Origin of the sequence: Pseudomonas sp. A0308 (assembly GCF_044218815.1) — a bacterium.
GTDB classification, from domain to species: Bacteria; Pseudomonadota; Gammaproteobacteria; order Pseudomonadales; family Pseudomonadaceae; genus Aquipseudomonas; species Aquipseudomonas iridis.
Genome location: NZ_CP162581.1, coordinates 1665243 through 1681017, shown reverse-complemented (window position 1 = coordinate 1681017; position 15775 = coordinate 1665243). Strand labels below are relative to the sequence as shown.

Below are 15775 nucleotides of genomic sequence, written 5' to 3'. Positions count from 1 at the left end.
CATATGGGCGCGCGATAGCGCTCGCTGATTTGAGGTTACAACTCTCCGTGAATGTTGATTTGCACTGCCATAGCACGGCCTCCGATGGCGCCCTGGCGCCTGCGGTTCTGGTTGCGCGTGCGTTCGAGAACGGCGTGCGAGTCCTGGCCCTGACCGACCACGACACCCTCGAAGGCCTCGCCGAAGCGCGCACGGCCGCGACCGAGCTGGGGATGCAACTGGTCAACGGCGTCGAGTTGTCCTGCACCTGGGGCGGGGCGACCATTCATGTGTTGGGTTACGGTTTCGACGTCAATGCAGCACCGTTGGTCGAGGCGATCGCCAGATTGCACGATGGGCGTTGGCTGCGGTCCGAAGAAATAAGTCGCAAACTCGCCCTCAAGGGCATGCCCGGTGCCCTCGATGGTGCGAGGCAGATCCAGCAGGAGCTGGGCGACAGCGGCAACGCCCCGGCCCGTCCGCATTTCGCCGACTGGATGGTCCGTGAAGGTTTTGTAAAGGATCGCGCCGAAGCCTTCCGCAAGTGGCTCGGTGCCGGCAAGCTGGGCGACGTCAAGCAACACTGGCCGACGCTCGAAGACACCGTTGGCACGCTGCGCGCTGCGGGTGCCTGGGTCAGCCTGGCGCATCCGTGGCACTACGATTTCACCCGCAGCAAACGCCGAAAGCTGATTGCCGACTATATTCAAGCGGGCGGGCACGCGATCGAAGTGGTCAATGGCCATCAGCCCGCGGAACAGGTGGGCAGCCTGGCAATCCTTGCCCGTGAGTTCGGTCTGCTGGTCAGCGCCGGCAGTGATTTTCATGGCCCTGGAGGTTGGTCCGAGATCGGCCAGTACCGGCCGGTTCCCGAGGACCTTCCACCCCTGTGGTGTCGGTTCAAACATGACACAGTTATTGCCGCCGTCTGAACAGGTAGAGAACGTGAGTCAATTTTTCCAGATACATCCGGAAAACCCGCAAGCGCGCCTGATCAAACAGGCGGTCGAGATCATCCGCAAGGGCGGGGTCGTGATTTATCCCACCGACTCTTCCTACGCCATCGGTTGCCAAATCGGCGACAAGACCGCGATCGAGCGCGTTCGACGCCTGCGTCAGCTCGACGAAAAGCACAACTTCGCGCTGATCTGCAGCGACCTGTCGCAACTGGGCAACTACGCCAAGATCGACACCGGCACGTTCCGTATTCTCAAGGCGCATTTGCCGGGACCGTACACCTTCATTCTCAACGCCACCCGTGAAGTGCCGCGCCTGTTGCTGCACCCCAAGAAGCGCACCATCGGTTTGCGCGTTCCCAGCCATCCGATTGCGCTGGCGCTGCTGGCCGAACTAGGCGAGCCGCTGATGAGCGTGACGCTGATCATGCCCGGTGATGAAGATCCAATGACGGATCCATACGAAATGCGTCAATTGCTTGAGCATCAAGTGGACCTGATCATTGACGGCGGTTTCGGCGGCATCAAGGCCTCCACCGTGATTGACCTGACGGGCGACGATCCTGAAGTAGTCCGCGTCGGTTGCGGCGATCCGACCCCGTTCATGGTCGAGGCCTGAATGTCCGCAGTGGAAACCGTTGCCGATCCTCAGGCCGGCGCCCAGCAGGAGCTGCCTTTCGCCATGGTCTATGGCCAGGCGGTCATGGAAATGCCGCTGGACCTGTACATTCCGCCGGATGCGCTGGAAGTCTTTCTTGAGGCCTTTGAAGGCCCGCTCGACCTGCTGCTGTACCTGATCCGCAAACAGAACATCAACATCCTCGACATCCCGGTGGCGGAAATCACTCGCCAGTACATGGGCTACGTCGAGTTGATGCAGTCGGTGCGTCTGGAACTGGCCGCCGAATATCTGGTGATGGCCGCGATGCTCGCCGAGATCAAATCGCGCATGCTTCTGCCACGGGCCGAAACCGTCGAGGCGGAAGAGGACGACCCTCGCGCCGAACTGATCCGTCGTCTGCAGGAGTACGAGCGTTTCAAGGCTGCTGCCGAAGGCATCGACGGCTTGAGCCGGGTTGGCCGTGATGTGGTCGTGCCCAAGCTCGACGCCCCCGAAGCCAGAGCGCGCAAGTTGTTGCCCGACGTGGCGCTGGAAGAGATTTTGATGTGCATGGCCGAAGTGCTGCGCCGTGGCGACATGTTTGAAAGCCATCAGGTCAGCCGCGAAGCGCTGTCCACCCGCGAACGCATGAGCGATGTGCTGGAGCGGCTCAAGGGCGGTGGTTTTGTGCCGTTCGTCGAGCTGTTCACCGCCGAAGAAGGTCGCCTGGGTGTAGTGGTGACCTTTATGGCGATCCTTGAACTGGTCAAGGAATCCTTGGTCGAGCTGGTGCAGAATGAGCCGTTCGCCGCGATCCACGTGCGAGCCCGAGCCGAATAACGAGTCGAAACATGAACCTGACTGAACCCCGCGAGCTGGCGCCCCTGCTTGAAGCCTTTCTGTTGGCCTCGGGAAAGCCGCAATCCCTTGAGCGCCTTTTTGAACTGTTCGAAGAAGGCGAGCGCCCTGAACCGGCAGTCTTCAAGAAAGCCCTGACCCTGCTGGGCAAGTCCTGCGAGGGCCGGGCGTTCGAACTCAAAGAGGTCTCGTCCGGCTATCGCTTGCAGATCCGCGAGAAGTTTTCGCCGTGGGTCGGGCGCCTGTGGGAAGAGCGGCCGCAGCGTTATTCCCGGGCCTTGCTGGAAACCATCGCGCTGATCGCCTATCGCCAGCCGATCACCCGTGGCGAGATCGAAGACGTAAGGGGCGTAGCAGTCAACAGCAACATCGTCAAAACCCTGCTCGAACGCGAGTGGATCCGCGTCGTCGGCTACCGCGACGTGCCCGGCAAGCCAGCAATGTTCGCCACCACCAAGGGTTTTCTCGATCACTTCAACCTGAAGAATCTGGAAGACCTGCCACCGCTGGCCGAACTGCGTGAGATGGAAGCCGACCCGATACTCGATTTCGACGATGCCCCGGTGCCGCAAGGCTTGCAGGAACTGGCCGACGCCAGCGCCGAGCCGGAGGAAGAGAAAGAAGAAACCAGTTTCCATACGCTGTTGCTGGAGCTGGACAGCATGGAGGAGGGGATCAAGACCGACTTCGACGATCTGTTGCGCGATGGCGCCGATGCCGACTCCGATTCCGAAGCACCGTCGACCGAGACCGAAACTGTCGAGCCGGTGAACGAAGTTGAACTCGAAGAAGAGCCGCAAGCCGAACCTGAAGAGGACATTCTGGGCGTAGCCGAAGCTCGGGAAAAACTGCTCGCAGCCGTGGCGGCTCTGGAGCCACCCGCGCCAGAACCCGAACCGGAGTTGAGCGAAGAAGAGGCCGAAGCCCGCGCCCTGGCCGAAGCCATCGAAGCCGAACGCCGCGAGTTCGAGGACTGATCCTTCCTCAAGAACACTGTTGACCCCTGTGGGAGCGAGCCTGCTCGCGAATGCGGTGTATCAGGCAACGATGATGTCGACTGCAGGACCCTTTCGCGAGCAGGCTCGCTCCCACATGGAGCCCTGCACATCTGGAGTATCTGATGAGTTCTACAAAAGACCCATGCATCAGCCTCTGCAAATTCACCGACGACATCTGCCTCGGTTGCGGGCGCAGCAAGCGCGAAATCAAGGCCTGGAAGAAACTCGACAAGGACGACAAGCGCACTGTACTGGCCGAAGCCGCGTTGCGCCTGATCAAACTCGGTGGCGCCGGTCGGCGGAAAAAGAAATAACCTTGGCCTGATCGACTAGTCTCTGATGCGCGATGCCGCACATCCGCGTATGATTCGCGACCCTTCGCCGATCCCTTCGGTGAAGAACCCAGATTCCAATGCTTCAGACGCCCAGCTCAGGACGGCTGAACAGACCACACCGGGAGGTGCCCAGATGAGTGACATCAATCAGAAAGACGACCAGGAAATCGGCCCAGCAGGCGAAAAACTGCAGAAAGTCCTCGCCCGTATCGGCGTCGGCTCGCGCCGTGACGTGGAAGCCTGGATCACCCAGGGCCGGATCAAGGTCAATGGCAAAGACGCCACCCTCGGTCTGCGCGTCGACATTCTCGACGCCATCACCATTGATGGCAAAGTGATCAAGCGTGAAGAGGCTGCCGAATCGGTGCGCCGCGTGATCATGTACAACAAACCCGATGGCGAGATCTGCACCCGTGACGACCCGGAAGGCCGTCCGACCGTGTTCGACAAGCTGCCGCGTCCGAAAGAAGGGCGCTGGATCAACATCGGTCGTCTCGACATCAACACCACCGGTCTGCTGATGTTCACCACCGACGGTGAACTGGCCAACCGTCTGATGCACCCGTCGTACGAGATGGACCGCGAGTACGCCGTGCGTGTACGCGGTGAAGTCGATGACGAAATGATCGAGCGCCTGAAGGCGGGCGTGGTGCTGGAAGACGGTCCTGCCAGGTTCACCGATATCAAGCAGGCGCCGGGCGGCGAAGGCTTCAACCACTGGTATCACTGCGTGGTGATGGAAGGTCGTAACCGTGAGGTTCGTCGTCTGTGGGAATCCCAGGGCCTGGTGGTCAGCCGTCTGAAGCGCGTGCGTTTCGGCCCGGTGTTCCTCAACTCGGATCTGCCGATGGGCCGCTGGCGCGAAATGAGCCAGTACGAAGTCGACATTCTGAGTGCTGAAGTGGGTTTGACACCGGTGGCGATGCCGCAACTGAACGCCAAGAGCAAAGACAAGCTTGAGCGTCTGCAGCGCAAATCGTCGCGCCCGATGGGCAAGACCGAGCGCGTGCGTACGCTGCGTCCAGCCGCTGGCGCTCCGACCGGCCCGCGTCCATCGCGCGAGCCGCACATCGAAGGCGAGCGTCCGGGGCGCAAGCCAGTTGTCCGTGACGGCGAGCGCGCTCCGCGTCCGGCCAACGGTCGCACCGAGCGTGGCGAGCGGGGAGCACCTGCCGGTCGTGGCACGCCAGTGGCGGATCGTCCAGCGGACACCACCAACAAGCGTCCGGCCAAACCTGCACCGAAGCGTCCGGGGATCAAACTGGCCGACGACAAGCCATCGGGCAAGCGTCGCGGCGCACCGGCCGGTTCCGGCCAGCGTCCGGGTTTCGGTCGCAAGAAACCGGAATAAGGCAGCTGTGAGCTTCTAGCGGCAAGTTTCAAGCTAAAGCAGAAACGCCAACCGCAGGGTTGGCGTTTTTTTTTCGTCTGGCGAAAGTGGGGTAGTGCTTTTGAGGGACTCATCGCTGGCAAGCCAGCTCCCACAGGTTTTTGTTGCGTTGCATAAATCCTGTGAACACCGCAGATCCCTGTGGGAGCTGGCTTGCCAGCGATGAGGCCAATGCAGCCCCATGATTTCCAGAATCAGAACACAAACCGCCCATCAAACACCGGCTTGTCATCCAGCGCCAACACCCCTCCAGAGAAGATCAGATCCAGGTGATGGCTGCCCTTGGCCCCGCCACCCAGCCCCAGATGCAAGCCGCAATGGCGTTCCTCGAACCCGGCGTTGCGCGCATACAGGTCTTTCACGCCTTCGTTGGTGCCAATCCCCAGTTCCTCGATCCGCCGGTTCGACGGATTCGCATCCAGGTATTTGTTGAAGTCATGCTCCAGGCCCGGCACATCCGTGGCGATGCGGCTGATGGTCGAGTTTTCGATCCACAACTCCAGCGGCGACTCCAGCACGCCGTACTTGCGCGCAAACGGAATGGTGCTGAGGAAGGTGCCCTTGAACTTCACGTGGCCGTTGATTTCTTCGCTGTGGGTGGCGATTTCACCGGGGGCCAGGTCGAAGTTGCCGACGCCGTTGATGTCGGTCCACTTCTTGATGCTGCTCATCGGCGTTTCAAACCATGAGCCGAGGTCATCCTTGAAACTCAGGGTGGTGGCCTGGGACATGCGCTGAATGAGGTGGCTGTTCAGCCCGGCAATCCGCTGCGGCGTGACGCTGAACGTGTCGTAGAAGTAATCGCCGTAATCCTTGAACAGCAGTGACTTCTTCCAGTTTTGCGCCATGACCGCTTGTAGCGCGCGGACAAACTCCGGGCCGTCGGGGCGCGGGTTGGGCAGGGTGGAAGAGTCGTAGAAGAAAATGTACAGATCGCTGTCGGTGATCGCCGAAGTCAGCGCTGCAGTGCTTTCCAGGTCCAGGCGCCGGGCGCTGAAGTTGAAACGTGGATGATCGCCGGCCTGTTCGGCGATCGCGCCGGTCAGGGCTTCGTAATCGGCGGTGTGGCCGAGCAAGACCTGCGCCGAGTCGAGGCCGGCGAGGGCTGGATGATGTTCGAGGTAGTAAAGGAAATGCGAGATCGCGCGGGGCTTATCCATGAGTCCTCCCTGACTGACCGTGAAGAAAGCGGCAGGCACGACCGGCCGGATCGTGCCTGCCCGGTGATGTCTTTACAGAGGCCACATCGCCGTGCCGAACGGAACGACCGCGTCGGCTTGCATCATTTCTACGGCGGCCTCGTGGGTCGGTGCTTCAAACCATTCGTCCAGTTGCAGTTCGCTATCCAAGTCTTTTTCCAATGCTTGCATGGTCGATCTCCTAGATGACTTTCACGGTTGTGACTGGCCGGTCGAGTTGGCCGGCGAGACGTGAAGAACCTAGTTCAGGGATTTTTATAATGCAAAAAATCATTCATTTAATTTTTAAATGGATTTTTTATTCTGTTTTTTGAAGGCGGTTTTCTTATTTAAAAACAAAAAACTAAGCGTTCGGATCGTTAGCAAGCTAGCTACCGTCAATTTGCAGACGTCTGACAGAAATTTCTGAAATGGAAACTCTTCGTTACGGTCTGTAAATAAATGTTTACGAAATCTGCGGTAAACCCCAGTGAAAGGAGCGTGATGTCAACGCTGTAAGGAAAACCTGCCGAAGCCCCATCCGCCGGGAGCTGCGCAAGGCTCTGGCGCGCTTGTTTCAGAGGCGTTTGAAGGGTGAGATGCGCCTCATGCCTGCCGTGCAGGTGCATAACAAGAAGGAGGCGCAATGAACGCCGTGACTGATTTCCACTTCTCACCGTGGGACGGTTTTCCTACCGTTCCCGTCGATGGCCCGCAAAGGCTTGACTCAATTTTTGCAGCCGCTCGAGCGTCTCGAGGCGGACACACGCAATCCCGGCAACCGACACGCTGATCCAGCGGGGTCTGGCGGCAGGGGGTTAGCGGTGTACAATGCGCCGCGTTTTAACTGTGACCCTCTGCGTAATCGCATGAATCTCAAGGCTATACGCCTTGTTCACTCCGCCGCGCCACAAGCGTGTCGGGTTCGATTTCGTCACAGATAAAAACAAACAGGTGACGCATGACCGTTGTAAAAAAGCTGAACTCCTGGTGCCTGCGCTGGGGTTTGATCGGGGCTGCTTGAAATCGCAACCTTGCAGCAACGTCTACTGAACATCATCAAACCTTGCGTGAGACCTTTTTCATGAGTGGACAACCCTCGCAATCAGGCGAGCTGAAACGCGGCCTGAAAAATCGACACATTCAACTGATCGCCCTCGGTGGCGCGATCGGTACAGGATTGTTCCTCGGCTCGGCCGGGGTCCTGAAATCCGCCGGCCCGTCGATGATCCTCGGCTACGCCATCTGCGGCTTCATCGCCTTCATGATCATGCGCCAGTTGGGCGAGATGATCGTCGAAGAGCCGGTGGCCGGTTCCTTCAGCCATTTCGCGCACAAGTACTGGGGCGGCTTTGCCGGTTTCCTGTCGGGCTGGAACTGCTGGATTCTGTACATTCTGGTGGGCATGTCGGAGCTGACTGCGGTCGGCAAGTACATCCACTACTGGGCACCGGAGATCCCGACCTGGGTGTCCGCTGCCGGGTTCTTCGTGCTGATCAACCTGATCAACCTGGCCAACGTCAAAGTCTTCGGTGAAGCCGAATTCTGGTTCGCGATCATCAAGGTCGTGGCGATTGTCGGCATGATTGCCCTCGGCAGCTACCTGCTGGTCAGCGGCAACGGTGGCCCGCAAGCCTCGGTCAGCAACCTGTGGTCCCACGGTGGTTTCTTCCCCAACGGCGTCAGCGGTCTGGTGATGGCCATGGCGATCATCATGTTCTCGTTCGGCGGCCTGGAAATGCTCGGTTTCACCGCAGCCGAAGCCGACAAGCCGAAAACCGTGATCCCGAAAGCGATCAATCAGGTGATCTACCGGATCCTGATTTTCTACATCGGCGCCCTGGTGATCCTGCTGTCGCTGACCCCATGGGACAGCCTGCTGGCAACCCTCAACGCGTCTGGCGATTCCTACAGCGGCAGCCCGTTCGTGCAGGTGTTCTCGATGCTCGGCAGCAACACTGCCGCGCACATCCTCAACTTCGTGGTGCTGACCGCTGCGCTGTCGGTATACAACAGCGGCACCTACTGCAACAGCCGCATGCTCCTGGGCATGGCCGAGCAGGGTGATGCGCCGAAAGCGCTGGCGAAAATCGACAAGCGTGGCGTGCCGGTGCGTTCGATTCTGGCCTCCGCAGCGGTAACGCTGGTGGCGGTGCTGCTCAATTACCTGATCCCGCAGCATGCGCTGGAATTGCTGATGTCGCTGGTTGTGGCGACCCTGGTGATCAACTGGGCAATGATCAGCTTCTCGCACTTCAAGTTTCGTCAGCACATGAACAAAACCAAGCAGACGCCGTTGTTCAAGGCTCTGTGGTATCCGTACGGCAACTACGTTTGCCTGGCGTTCGTCGCGTTCATTCTCGGCGTGATGCTGTTGATCCCGGGTATTCAGATCTCGGTGTACGCGATTCCGGTGTGGGTCGTGTTCATGTGGGTCTGCTACGTGATCAAGAACAAGCGTGGCGCGCAGCAGGCGCTGCACGCGGCGAGTTCTGCCGCGAAGTAAGCACGCTGCACAAACAACAAACCCGGCCAATGTGCCGGGTTTTTTGTTTCTGAGCCTTTTGCAAATTCTTTGTGGGAGCGAGCCTGCTCGCGAAGGCGGTGTGTCAGCTGAATGATTTTCGACTGACACTGCGTATTCGCGAGCAGGCTCGCTCCCACAGTGGATCTTCGTCAGGTTCGAGAGGATTTTCGCGGTATCCTGCGCTTACTGAATACGGACGCTTTTCCATGCTGGTGATTTCCAACAATGTGCATCTGCCGGATGCCGAGATCGAATTGACGGCCATTCGCGCCCAGGGTGCCGGTGGGCAGAACGTCAACAAGGTCTCCAGTGCCATGCACCTGCGCTTCGACATTGCGGCCTCGTCCTTGCCCGAGTTCTACAAGGAACGGTTGCTGGCGCTGCGCGACAGTCGCATCACCAGCGACGGCGTGTTGATCATCAAGGCCCAGCAATACCGCACGCAGGAGGCCAACCGGGCCGATGCGCTGGAACGTCTGGTGGAGTTGATCGTCAGCGCCACCAAAGTCGAGAAGAAACGTCGCCCGACCAAGCCGACCCTCGGTTCAAAGAAGCGTCGGCTCGAATCGAAAACCAAGCGCGGGAGCATCAAGGCCGGGCGCGGCAAGGTGGATTTCTAGTCTTCGCGGTATTTCGCCGTGTGCTTGTACAGGTACACGCTAAGCGCCAGGCCACTCAGCGCGGCGAGGGCGGCGAACAGGAAGATCGAGGCGAAACCGAATCCGGCAGCAATGGCCCCGGCCAACGGCCCGGTGATCCCCAGCGACAGGTCGATGAACAGCGAGTAGGCGCCGACTGCCGCGCCCCGGCTGGACGCAGGCACCAGATTCACCGCCTCTACGCCCAGTGCCGGGAACACCAGCGAGAAGCCGAAACCGCTCAGTGCCGCGCCCGCCAAGGCCCAGTGCGCATCCGGCGCCAGCCACAGCAGCAACAGCCCCAGTGTCTCTACCGACAAACAGGCAATCGCCACGCGGAAGCCGCCGAGGCGATTGATCAGGTTGCCGAACAAGAGCCGCGCGCCGATGAAACTGGCGCCGAACAGGCTCAGGCACAACACCGCGTTGTCCCAATGTTGCGTGGCGTAATACAGGGTGATGAAGGTGGCGATGGTGCCGAAACCAATCGAGCCCAGCGCCAGTCCGCAGCCGTGCGGGAAAACCCGCCCAAGCACATGCATGAACGGCAAGCGCTCACCGGCGACCACCGGGGCGGCGGTTTTCGGCCACGCCAGCAGCAGGCCCAGCACGGCCAGCAAGATGATGCTCACGCCCATGCTCCACAAGCCCAGTCGACTGACCAGCCACACCCCGAACGGCGCGCCGATCGCCAGTGCGCCGTAACTGGCGATGCCATTCCACGAGATGACTTTGGCGGTGTTCGCTGCGCCGACGCGGCCGATGCCCCAGCCAATCGAGCCGGAGCCGACCAGGCTTTCGGCGCTGCCCAATACCAGACGCCCGATCAGCAGGCTGATCAGGCTAAGCATCGGCAGGTTCGGCGTCCACGCGGAAATCAGCATGAACACGCCGCTAAGGCCACAACCGGCCAGGCCATACATGACGGCCAGTTTGCTGCCCTTGTTGTCGATGATCTTGCCGGCGTACGGGCGGCTGAGCAGGGTGGCGAGGTATTGCACACTGATCACCAGCCCGGCGACGACCGCGCCAAAACCCAGATCACTGTGGACATAGCCCGGCAGCACCGCGAGCGGAATGCCGATGTTCAGATAGCCGATAAAGGTGAAGAGGACGATGGAAACAACCTGCAGCGTAACCTTCATAGGGCGCTGGGACTCGGACATAGAGGACGACATGGGTAAAGATCCACGGGAGCAGCACAATAGATAGGCTGCTCATGATACCGGCGAGAAAAAATCTGGGGCGGGAAAAGTAAAACTATTTGCCTGGCGGCGACTTCATGGTTTGGCGGGAGCAACCAGTTGCGTGGTGACCAGTGCAGCGAGGGCATTTTCTTCGCTGCCGAAACGGGCGAGCAGGGCGGCTTGTTTCTCGGGAGAGAGGCGGCTCCAGATCTCGATCATTTTCTCGGTGGCGCCGATCAGGACGGCAGCTTGGCTTTCGGAGAATTCGTCGGTCATGGCGGGCTCGGTTCAGGCAGTGTGGAAAGCGCATCTTAGCGCTTTCCACACGGTCTGTACGGCGGGTGTTGCTTACTCTTCGCTGTCGGCCGGACGGCTCTCAGCAGCTTCTTCAGGCTCGGCCTGTGCGGCGCCGGCTTGTTGCATGGTCGTCTGCTCAGGCTCGTGCAGGCTTGGGAAGGGGAGATTAGGAATCTCGTGCATGGTTGCGCTCCTCGCTAAGTCTGTTGATAGATCTGGTAGATCCGCGCTTTCAGAAAGCCTGCGCAGGATACAGCAGGAAAAATGACAATCAGACTTTTAATTCGATTTATTGCGACAAATGGCCGCAGGGGGAGGGCGGGAAGCAAAAGATTGCTGCAAAAACAAATGCAGGAGCTACCGCAGGCTGCGATCTTTTGATCTTGCTTTAAAAAAGATCAAAAGATCGCAGCCTGCGGCAGCTCCTACAGGGTATTGCGGTGTTACTTGCAGACGTCGGCGATTGCGTCGGCCAGCAGCGCCAGGCGTGTCGCATCGATGCCGGCAACGTTGGCGCGCCCCGAACTCACCATGTACACACTGTGATGCTCGCGCAGTTGTTTCACTTGCTCCGGCGACAGGCCGGTGTAGGAGAACATCCCGCGCTGCACGCCAATGTGTGCAAAACGCTCGCGCAACCCGTGCGGCTCCAGCGCTTCGACCAGGCCGCTGCGCAATTGCGCAATACGCAAGCGCATGGCTTCCACTTCGTCGGCCCAACGGGCTTTGAGCTCTGGATCAGCGAGGATCGTCGCGACCACAGCTGCACCATGATCCGGCGGCGTCGACCACAAATTGCGGGCGATGTTGGCCAGTTGGCTGCGGATATCGATGAGCTTGTCGGCGCTTTTCGCGCAGACGATCAGCGCACCGGTACGGTCGCGATACAGGCCGAAGTTTTTCGAGCAGGAACTGGTGATCAACAGCTCAGGCAGTTCAGCGGCGAATAACCGGGTTGACCACGCATCCTGCTCCAGGCCATCGCCAAAGCCCTGATAGGCGAAGTCGATCAGCGGCAACAAATCACGGCTGCGCACGACGTCCAGCACACGCTGCCAGTCGTCATGGCTGAGGTCAAAACCGGTCGGGTTGTGGCAGCACGCATGCAGCAACACCACGTCGCCCTTCGGCACTTCATTGAGCACCGCGAGCATCGCTTCGACGTCGAGACGGTTGTCGCTGCCCACATAAGGGTAGTGACTGGCCTTGACACCGGCCGCCGCAAAAATGGTTTCGTGGATCGGCCAGGTCGGATTGCTCAGCCATACACCTTTGCCCGGCAGGCATTGGGCGATGAAGTCGGCAGCCAGACGCAGGGCACCGGTGCCGCCCGGCGTCTGAGTGGCGCCTGCACGCTGCTCGGCGAGCAGTTTCGAACCGGCGCCAAGCACCAGCTCGTTGATGACCTTGCCGAACAACGGATTGCCGTGGCCACCGATGTAGGTTTTGGTGTCCTGGCTTTCGACCAGCCGCGCCTCGGCGATTTTCACCGCTTCAGGAATCGGCGTCAGGCCCTGGGCGTCCTTGTAGACGCCAACGCCCAGGTCGAATTTGCGCGGGTTAGGGTCCTGCGCATACGCCTCCATCAAACCGAGGATAGGGTCGCCGGGGACCCGGCCGATGGCGTCAAAGTGCATTACTTGCGTCCTTCAGCGGTCTTGGCCACTTCATCGGTGCGCGCGGCCATGATGAAGTCGTTGCGGTGCAGGCCTTTGATCGAGTGGCTCCACCAGGTCACGGTAACTTTGCCCCACTCGGTCAGCAGGCCCGGGTGGTGACCTTCGGCCTCGGAGATCTCGCCGACGGCGTTGGTAAAGGCCAGCGCGTGCTTGAAGTTTTTGAACAGGAACAGTTTTTCCAGCTGCATCACGCCATCGCGAACTTCGATGTTCCAGTCAGGGATCTGCTTGATCAGGATCGGCAGTTCTTCGTCGCTGACTTGTGGCGCATCGGCGCGGCAGGCTTCGCAGTGGGCTTGGTTCAAAGTAGACATGGTGGGCTTCCTGAAATCTTGAGGTGTTTTTTTATATTGGCCGTCAATGCCGCCACGCTAAAGCAAAGTGGCGGCAACTGACAGACTCACTTGTCAGCAAAAGTGGCGGGTCACGCCGCTTTTGGTTTTGGCGGAAATTTCGGCGCGTGCAGACCTAGCTGCATACCTTGTCTGACCATGGCCATGATGTCTTCATGGGCCACATCGAACAGGCGCTTGAGGTTCGGCAGGACAAAGTACAGCGGTTGCAGGATGTCGATGCGATACGGCGTGCGCATCGCTTCCAGCGGATCGAATGCCTGATGCTCGGGCTCGTCCGACAACGAATAAACAGTTTCTTTGGGCGAAGACAGGATGCCACCGCCGTAGATGCGTTTGCCTTGCGGGGTGTCGACCAGACCGAACTCGATGGTCATCCAGTACAGACGCGCGAGATAAACGCGCTCTTCCTTGGTGGCTTGCAGGCCAAGTTTGCCGTAGGTGTGAGTGAATTCGGCGAACCACGGGTTGGTCAGCAGCGGGCAGTGACCAAAAATCTCGTGGAAAATATCCGGCTCTTGCAGGTAGTCCAGTTCTTCGCGGGTGCGAATGAACGTGGCCACCGGAAATTGTTTGCTGGCGAGCAATTCGAAGAAGGTCTGGAAGGGGATCAGCGCCGGGACACGGGCGACCTGCCAGCCGGTGGTCTCGCCGAGCACTTTGTTGATCTCGCCCAGTTGCGGGATGCGGTCGTGGGGCAGACCGAGTTTTTCGATACCGTCCAGGTACTCCTGGCACGCACGACCCTCAAGCACTTTCAGTTGGCGAGTGATCAGCGTGTTCCACACCGCGTGTTCTTCGGCGGGGTAGTCGATAAAACCTTGCGCATCGGGCTCGCGGGCCACGTATTGCGTCTGCTTCATACTGCTCTCCTGCTAGGGGAATTCGTTCTTGTTATGTCCAGCGATGGACTCAGAATTACCTGAGAGCGCGTTGATGTGCAGCAGGTTGAATCACCTGCACGTAGGAAATTTCTCTTTAATTCGTAAAGTAATCGTTACGCTTTGACGAATATCTCGCGTTTACAGTGATTCACGGGTTTGAAAAGGTCGGTAGCTGTCACATAATCTTGACAACTATCTGCGTGCCTCGGCAGAAAGTATCCCTTGTGGGAGCGAGCCTGCTCGCGAATACGGTTTGTCTGAGACATCACTGCTGAATGTGACGCCGCCTTCGCGAGCAGGCTCGCTCCCACAGGGTCTGTGTTCAACCTTTTTACTGGTCTGTCGGGTCATTTATATGCGTATCAAAGTCCACTGCCAGAACCGCATCGGCATCCTGCGCGACATCCTCAATTTGCTGGTGGCGTACGGGATCAACGTCGCGCGCGGCGAGGTCGGCGGTGAGCATGGCAACGCGATCTATCTGCATTGTCCGAACCTGATCAATATCCAGTTCCAGGCGCTGCGGCCGAAATTCGAAGCGATTGCCGGCGTGTTCGGCGTCAAGCGGGTAGGGTTGATGCCGAGCGAGCGCCGGCACATGGAATTGAACGCATTGCTCGGTGCGCTGGAGTTTCCGGTGCTGTCGATCGACATGGGCGGCTCGATCGTCGCCGCCAACCGCGCGGCGGCACAGTTGCTCGGCGTGCGGGTCGATGAAGTACCGGGGATTCCACTGTCGCGCTATGCCGAAGATTTCGATTTGCCGGAACTGGTGCGAGCAAATAAATCGCGAATCAACGGCATGCGGGTCAAGGTCAAAGGCGACGTGTTTCTGGCCGATATCGCCCCGCTGCAATCGGAACACGACGACAGCGAAGCGATGGCCGGTGCGGTGTTGACCCTGCACCGCGCCGACCGCGTCGGCGAGCGCATCTACAACGTGCGCAAGCAGGAGTTGCGCGGGTTCGACAGCATTTTCCAAAGTTCCAAAGTCATGGCCGCAGTGGTGCGTGAAGCACGGCGGATGGCGCCACTCGATGCACCTCTATTGATAGAAGGCGAAACCGGCACGGGCAAGGAGTTGCTGGCGCGCGCCTGTCACCTCGCCAGTCCGCGCGGGCAGTCGCCATTGATGGCGCTCAACTGCGCGGGTCTGCCGGAGTCGATGGCCGAGACCGAACTGTTCGGTTATGGCCCTGGTGCTTTCGAAGGTGCGCGGGCCGAAGGCAAGCTTGGTCTGCTGGAGTTGACGGCAGGGGGGACGCTGTTTCTCGATGGCGTGGGAGAAATGAGTCCGCGCCTCCAGGTCAAACTGCTGCGCTTTCTGCAGGACGGCTGCTTCCGTCGCGTTGGCAGTGATGAAGAGGTTTATCTGGATGTACGGGTGATTTGCGCGACGCAGGTGGACCTGTCCGAATTGTGCGCACGGGGCGAGTTTCGCCAGGATCTGTATCACCGCTTGAATGTGCTGTCGCTGCACATTCCACCGCTGCGCGAATGCCTCGACGGTTTGACGCCGCTGGTGGAGCACTTCCTCGATCAGGCCAGTCGGCAGATCGGCTGTTCGCTGCCGAAACTGGCGCCGGCGGCGATGGATCGGCTCAGCCATTACCACTGGCCGGGCAACGTGCGGCAGTTGGAAAACGTGTTGTTCCAGGCCGTTTCGCTGTGTGACGGCGGTATGGTTAAAGCCGAACATATTCGCCTGCCGGATTACGGCGTGCGTCAGCCGCTTGGCGATTTTTCGCTGGAGGGCGGGCTGGACGAGATCGTCGGGCGCTTCGAGAAAGCCGTGTTGGAGCGATTGTATTCGGAGCACCCGAGCAGTCGGCAGTTGGGCAAGCGACTGGGCGTTTCGCACACGACCATTGCCAACAAATTGCGAGAGTATGAGGTTGGCAAGTCTGAGTCATAG

At 59.6% G+C, this 15775-nt stretch carries 17 protein-coding genes; 9 read left to right on the top strand and 8 right to left on the bottom strand.

Features of this window, described 5'->3' with window-relative positions:
* Positions 1–47 precede the first annotated feature (47 nt).
* From AB4P92_RS07865 to rluB, 6 genes are all read left to right on the top strand, one after another.
* Entirely contained in the window at positions 48–911 is an 864-nt protein-coding gene (locus AB4P92_RS07865; RefSeq protein ID WP_042558170.1) for a PHP domain-containing protein, read from the top strand.
* A gap of 13 nt (positions 912–924) precedes the next feature.
* Entirely contained in the window at positions 925–1554 is a 630-nt protein-coding gene (locus AB4P92_RS07860; protein ID WP_115147863.1) for an L-threonylcarbamoyladenylate synthase, read from the top strand.
* A gap of 123 nt (positions 1555–1677) precedes the next feature.
* Positions 1678–2376 (top strand): ScpA family protein, encoded by a 699-nt coding sequence (locus AB4P92_RS07855; RefSeq protein WP_181818527.1) that lies wholly within the window; start codon positions 1678–1680, stop codon positions 2374–2376.
* 11 nt (positions 2377–2387) lie between these two features.
* A complete protein-coding gene (gene scpB / locus AB4P92_RS07850) occupies positions 2388–3371 on the top strand; it encodes an SMC-Scp complex subunit ScpB (protein WP_395599212.1) in 984 nt (327 codons plus the stop codon).
* Between the two features lie 143 nt (positions 3372–3514).
* Positions 3515–3706, top strand: coding sequence for a DUF1289 domain-containing protein (locus tag AB4P92_RS07845; protein WP_007919669.1), 192 nt, complete (start codon positions 3515–3517; stop codon positions 3704–3706).
* Between the two features lie 154 nt (positions 3707–3860).
* Complete coding sequence (rluB, locus tag AB4P92_RS07840) at positions 3861–5078, top strand: 23S rRNA pseudouridine(2605) synthase RluB (RefSeq protein ID WP_261736926.1); 1218 nt, start codon at positions 3861–3863, stop codon at positions 5076–5078.
* 233 nt (positions 5079–5311) lie between these two features.
* Here the strand turns inward: rluB and AB4P92_RS07835 are convergent, their stop codons facing one another.
* The gene (locus AB4P92_RS07835; RefSeq protein WP_047300245.1) at positions 5312–6277 is read right to left on the bottom strand and encodes a hypothetical protein; all 966 of its coding nucleotides are present in this window, start codon (positions 6275–6277) and stop codon (positions 5312–5314) included.
* A gap of 72 nt (positions 6278–6349) precedes the next feature.
* Entirely contained in the window at positions 6350–6487 is a 138-nt protein-coding gene (locus AB4P92_RS07830) for a hypothetical protein (RefSeq protein ID WP_042558177.1), read from the bottom strand.
* A gap of 892 nt (positions 6488–7379) precedes the next feature.
* Here AB4P92_RS07830 and AB4P92_RS07825 point away from each other — a divergent pair.
* Together AB4P92_RS07825 and arfB are read left to right on the top strand one after the other, a co-directional pair.
* On the top strand, positions 7380–8801 hold the full coding sequence (locus AB4P92_RS07825) for an amino acid permease (protein ID WP_115147837.1): 1422 nt from the start codon (positions 7380–7382) through the stop codon (positions 8799–8801).
* 227 nt (positions 8802–9028) lie between these two features.
* Complete coding sequence (gene arfB / locus AB4P92_RS07820; RefSeq protein ID WP_042558179.1) at positions 9029–9442, top strand: alternative ribosome rescue aminoacyl-tRNA hydrolase ArfB; 414 nt, start codon at positions 9029–9031, stop codon at positions 9440–9442.
* On the opposite strand, the gene AB4P92_RS07815 is transcribed toward arfB, so the two are convergent.
* From AB4P92_RS07815 to phhA, 6 genes are all read right to left on the bottom strand, one after another.
* Positions 9439–10626 carry an MFS transporter gene (locus AB4P92_RS07815; RefSeq protein ID WP_395599662.1) on the bottom strand — a complete coding sequence of 396 codons (1188 nt, stop codon included), beginning with the start codon at positions 10624–10626 and terminating at the stop codon, positions 9439–9441. The genes arfB and AB4P92_RS07815 overlap by 4 nt on opposite strands.
* Positions 10627–10740: 114 nt before the next feature.
* Positions 10741–10923 carry a hypothetical protein gene (locus tag AB4P92_RS07810; RefSeq protein ID WP_042558181.1) on the bottom strand — a complete coding sequence of 61 codons (183 nt, stop codon included), beginning with the start codon at positions 10921–10923 and terminating at the stop codon, positions 10741–10743.
* Positions 10924–10995: 72 nt separating this feature from the next.
* Positions 10996–11127: a hypothetical protein gene (locus AB4P92_RS07805; RefSeq protein WP_258558327.1), complete on the bottom strand. Its 132-nt coding sequence runs from the start codon at positions 11125–11127 to the stop codon at positions 10996–10998.
* 260 nt (positions 11128–11387) lie between these two features.
* A complete protein-coding gene (locus AB4P92_RS07800; protein ID WP_042558182.1) occupies positions 11388–12581 on the bottom strand; it encodes an amino acid aminotransferase in 1194 nt (397 codons plus the stop codon).
* Complete coding sequence (locus tag AB4P92_RS07795; RefSeq protein WP_042558183.1) at positions 12581–12937, bottom strand: 4a-hydroxytetrahydrobiopterin dehydratase; 357 nt, start codon at positions 12935–12937, stop codon at positions 12581–12583. Before AB4P92_RS07795 ends, AB4P92_RS07800 begins: the two co-directional genes overlap by 1 nt.
* A 110-nt stretch (positions 12938–13047) precedes the next feature.
* A complete protein-coding gene (gene phhA / locus AB4P92_RS07790; RefSeq protein ID WP_042558184.1) occupies positions 13048–13839 on the bottom strand; it encodes a phenylalanine 4-monooxygenase in 792 nt (263 codons plus the stop codon).
* 376 nt (positions 13840–14215) lie between these two features.
* On the opposite strand from phhA, the gene AB4P92_RS07785 reads away from it, so the two are divergent.
* Positions 14216–15775, top strand: coding sequence for a sigma-54-dependent phenylalanine hydroxylase transcriptional regulator PhhR (locus AB4P92_RS07785; protein ID WP_042558185.1), 1560 nt, complete (start codon positions 14216–14218; stop codon positions 15773–15775).

Excerpts from the sequence above, each read along its gene's own strand:
- AB4P92_RS07815 (WP_395599662.1), bottom strand. The coding sequence starts at position 10,626 with ATGTCCGAGTCCCAGCGCCCTATGAAGGTTACGCTGCAGGTTGTTTCC.
- AB4P92_RS07795 (WP_042558183.1), bottom strand. The coding sequence starts at position 12,937 with ATGTCTACTTTGAACCAAGCCCACTGCGAAGCCTGCCGCGCCGATGCG.
- scpB (WP_395599212.1), top strand. The coding sequence starts at position 2,388 with ATGAACCTGACTGAACCCCGCGAGCTGGCGCCCCTGCTTGAAGCCTTT.
- AB4P92_RS07810 (WP_042558181.1), bottom strand. The coding sequence starts at position 10,923 with ATGACCGACGAATTCTCCGAAAGCCAAGCTGCCGTCCTGATCGGCGCC.
- AB4P92_RS07800 (WP_042558182.1), bottom strand. The coding sequence starts at position 12,581 with ATGCACTTTGACGCCATCGGCCGGGTCCCCGGCGACCCTATCCTCGGT.
- AB4P92_RS07845 (WP_007919669.1), top strand. The coding sequence starts at position 3,515 with ATGAGTTCTACAAAAGACCCATGCATCAGCCTCTGCAAATTCACCGAC.
- AB4P92_RS07785 (WP_042558185.1), top strand. The coding sequence starts at position 14,216 with ATGCGTATCAAAGTCCACTGCCAGAACCGCATCGGCATCCTGCGCGAC.
- rluB (WP_261736926.1), top strand. The coding sequence starts at position 3,861 with ATGAGTGACATCAATCAGAAAGACGACCAGGAAATCGGCCCAGCAGGC.
- AB4P92_RS07825 (WP_115147837.1), top strand. The coding sequence starts at position 7,380 with ATGAGTGGACAACCCTCGCAATCAGGCGAGCTGAAACGCGGCCTGAAA.
- AB4P92_RS07805 (WP_258558327.1), bottom strand. The coding sequence starts at position 11,127 with ATGCACGAGATTCCTAATCTCCCCTTCCCAAGCCTGCACGAGCCTGAG.
- AB4P92_RS07830 (WP_042558177.1), bottom strand. The coding sequence starts at position 6,487 with ATGCAAGCATTGGAAAAAGACTTGGATAGCGAACTGCAACTGGACGAA.
- AB4P92_RS07835 (WP_047300245.1), bottom strand. The coding sequence starts at position 6,277 with ATGGATAAGCCCCGCGCGATCTCGCATTTCCTTTACTACCTCGAACAT.
- phhA (WP_042558184.1), bottom strand. The coding sequence starts at position 13,839 with ATGAAGCAGACGCAATACGTGGCCCGCGAGCCCGATGCGCAAGGTTTT.
- arfB (WP_042558179.1), top strand. The coding sequence starts at position 9,029 with ATGCTGGTGATTTCCAACAATGTGCATCTGCCGGATGCCGAGATCGAA.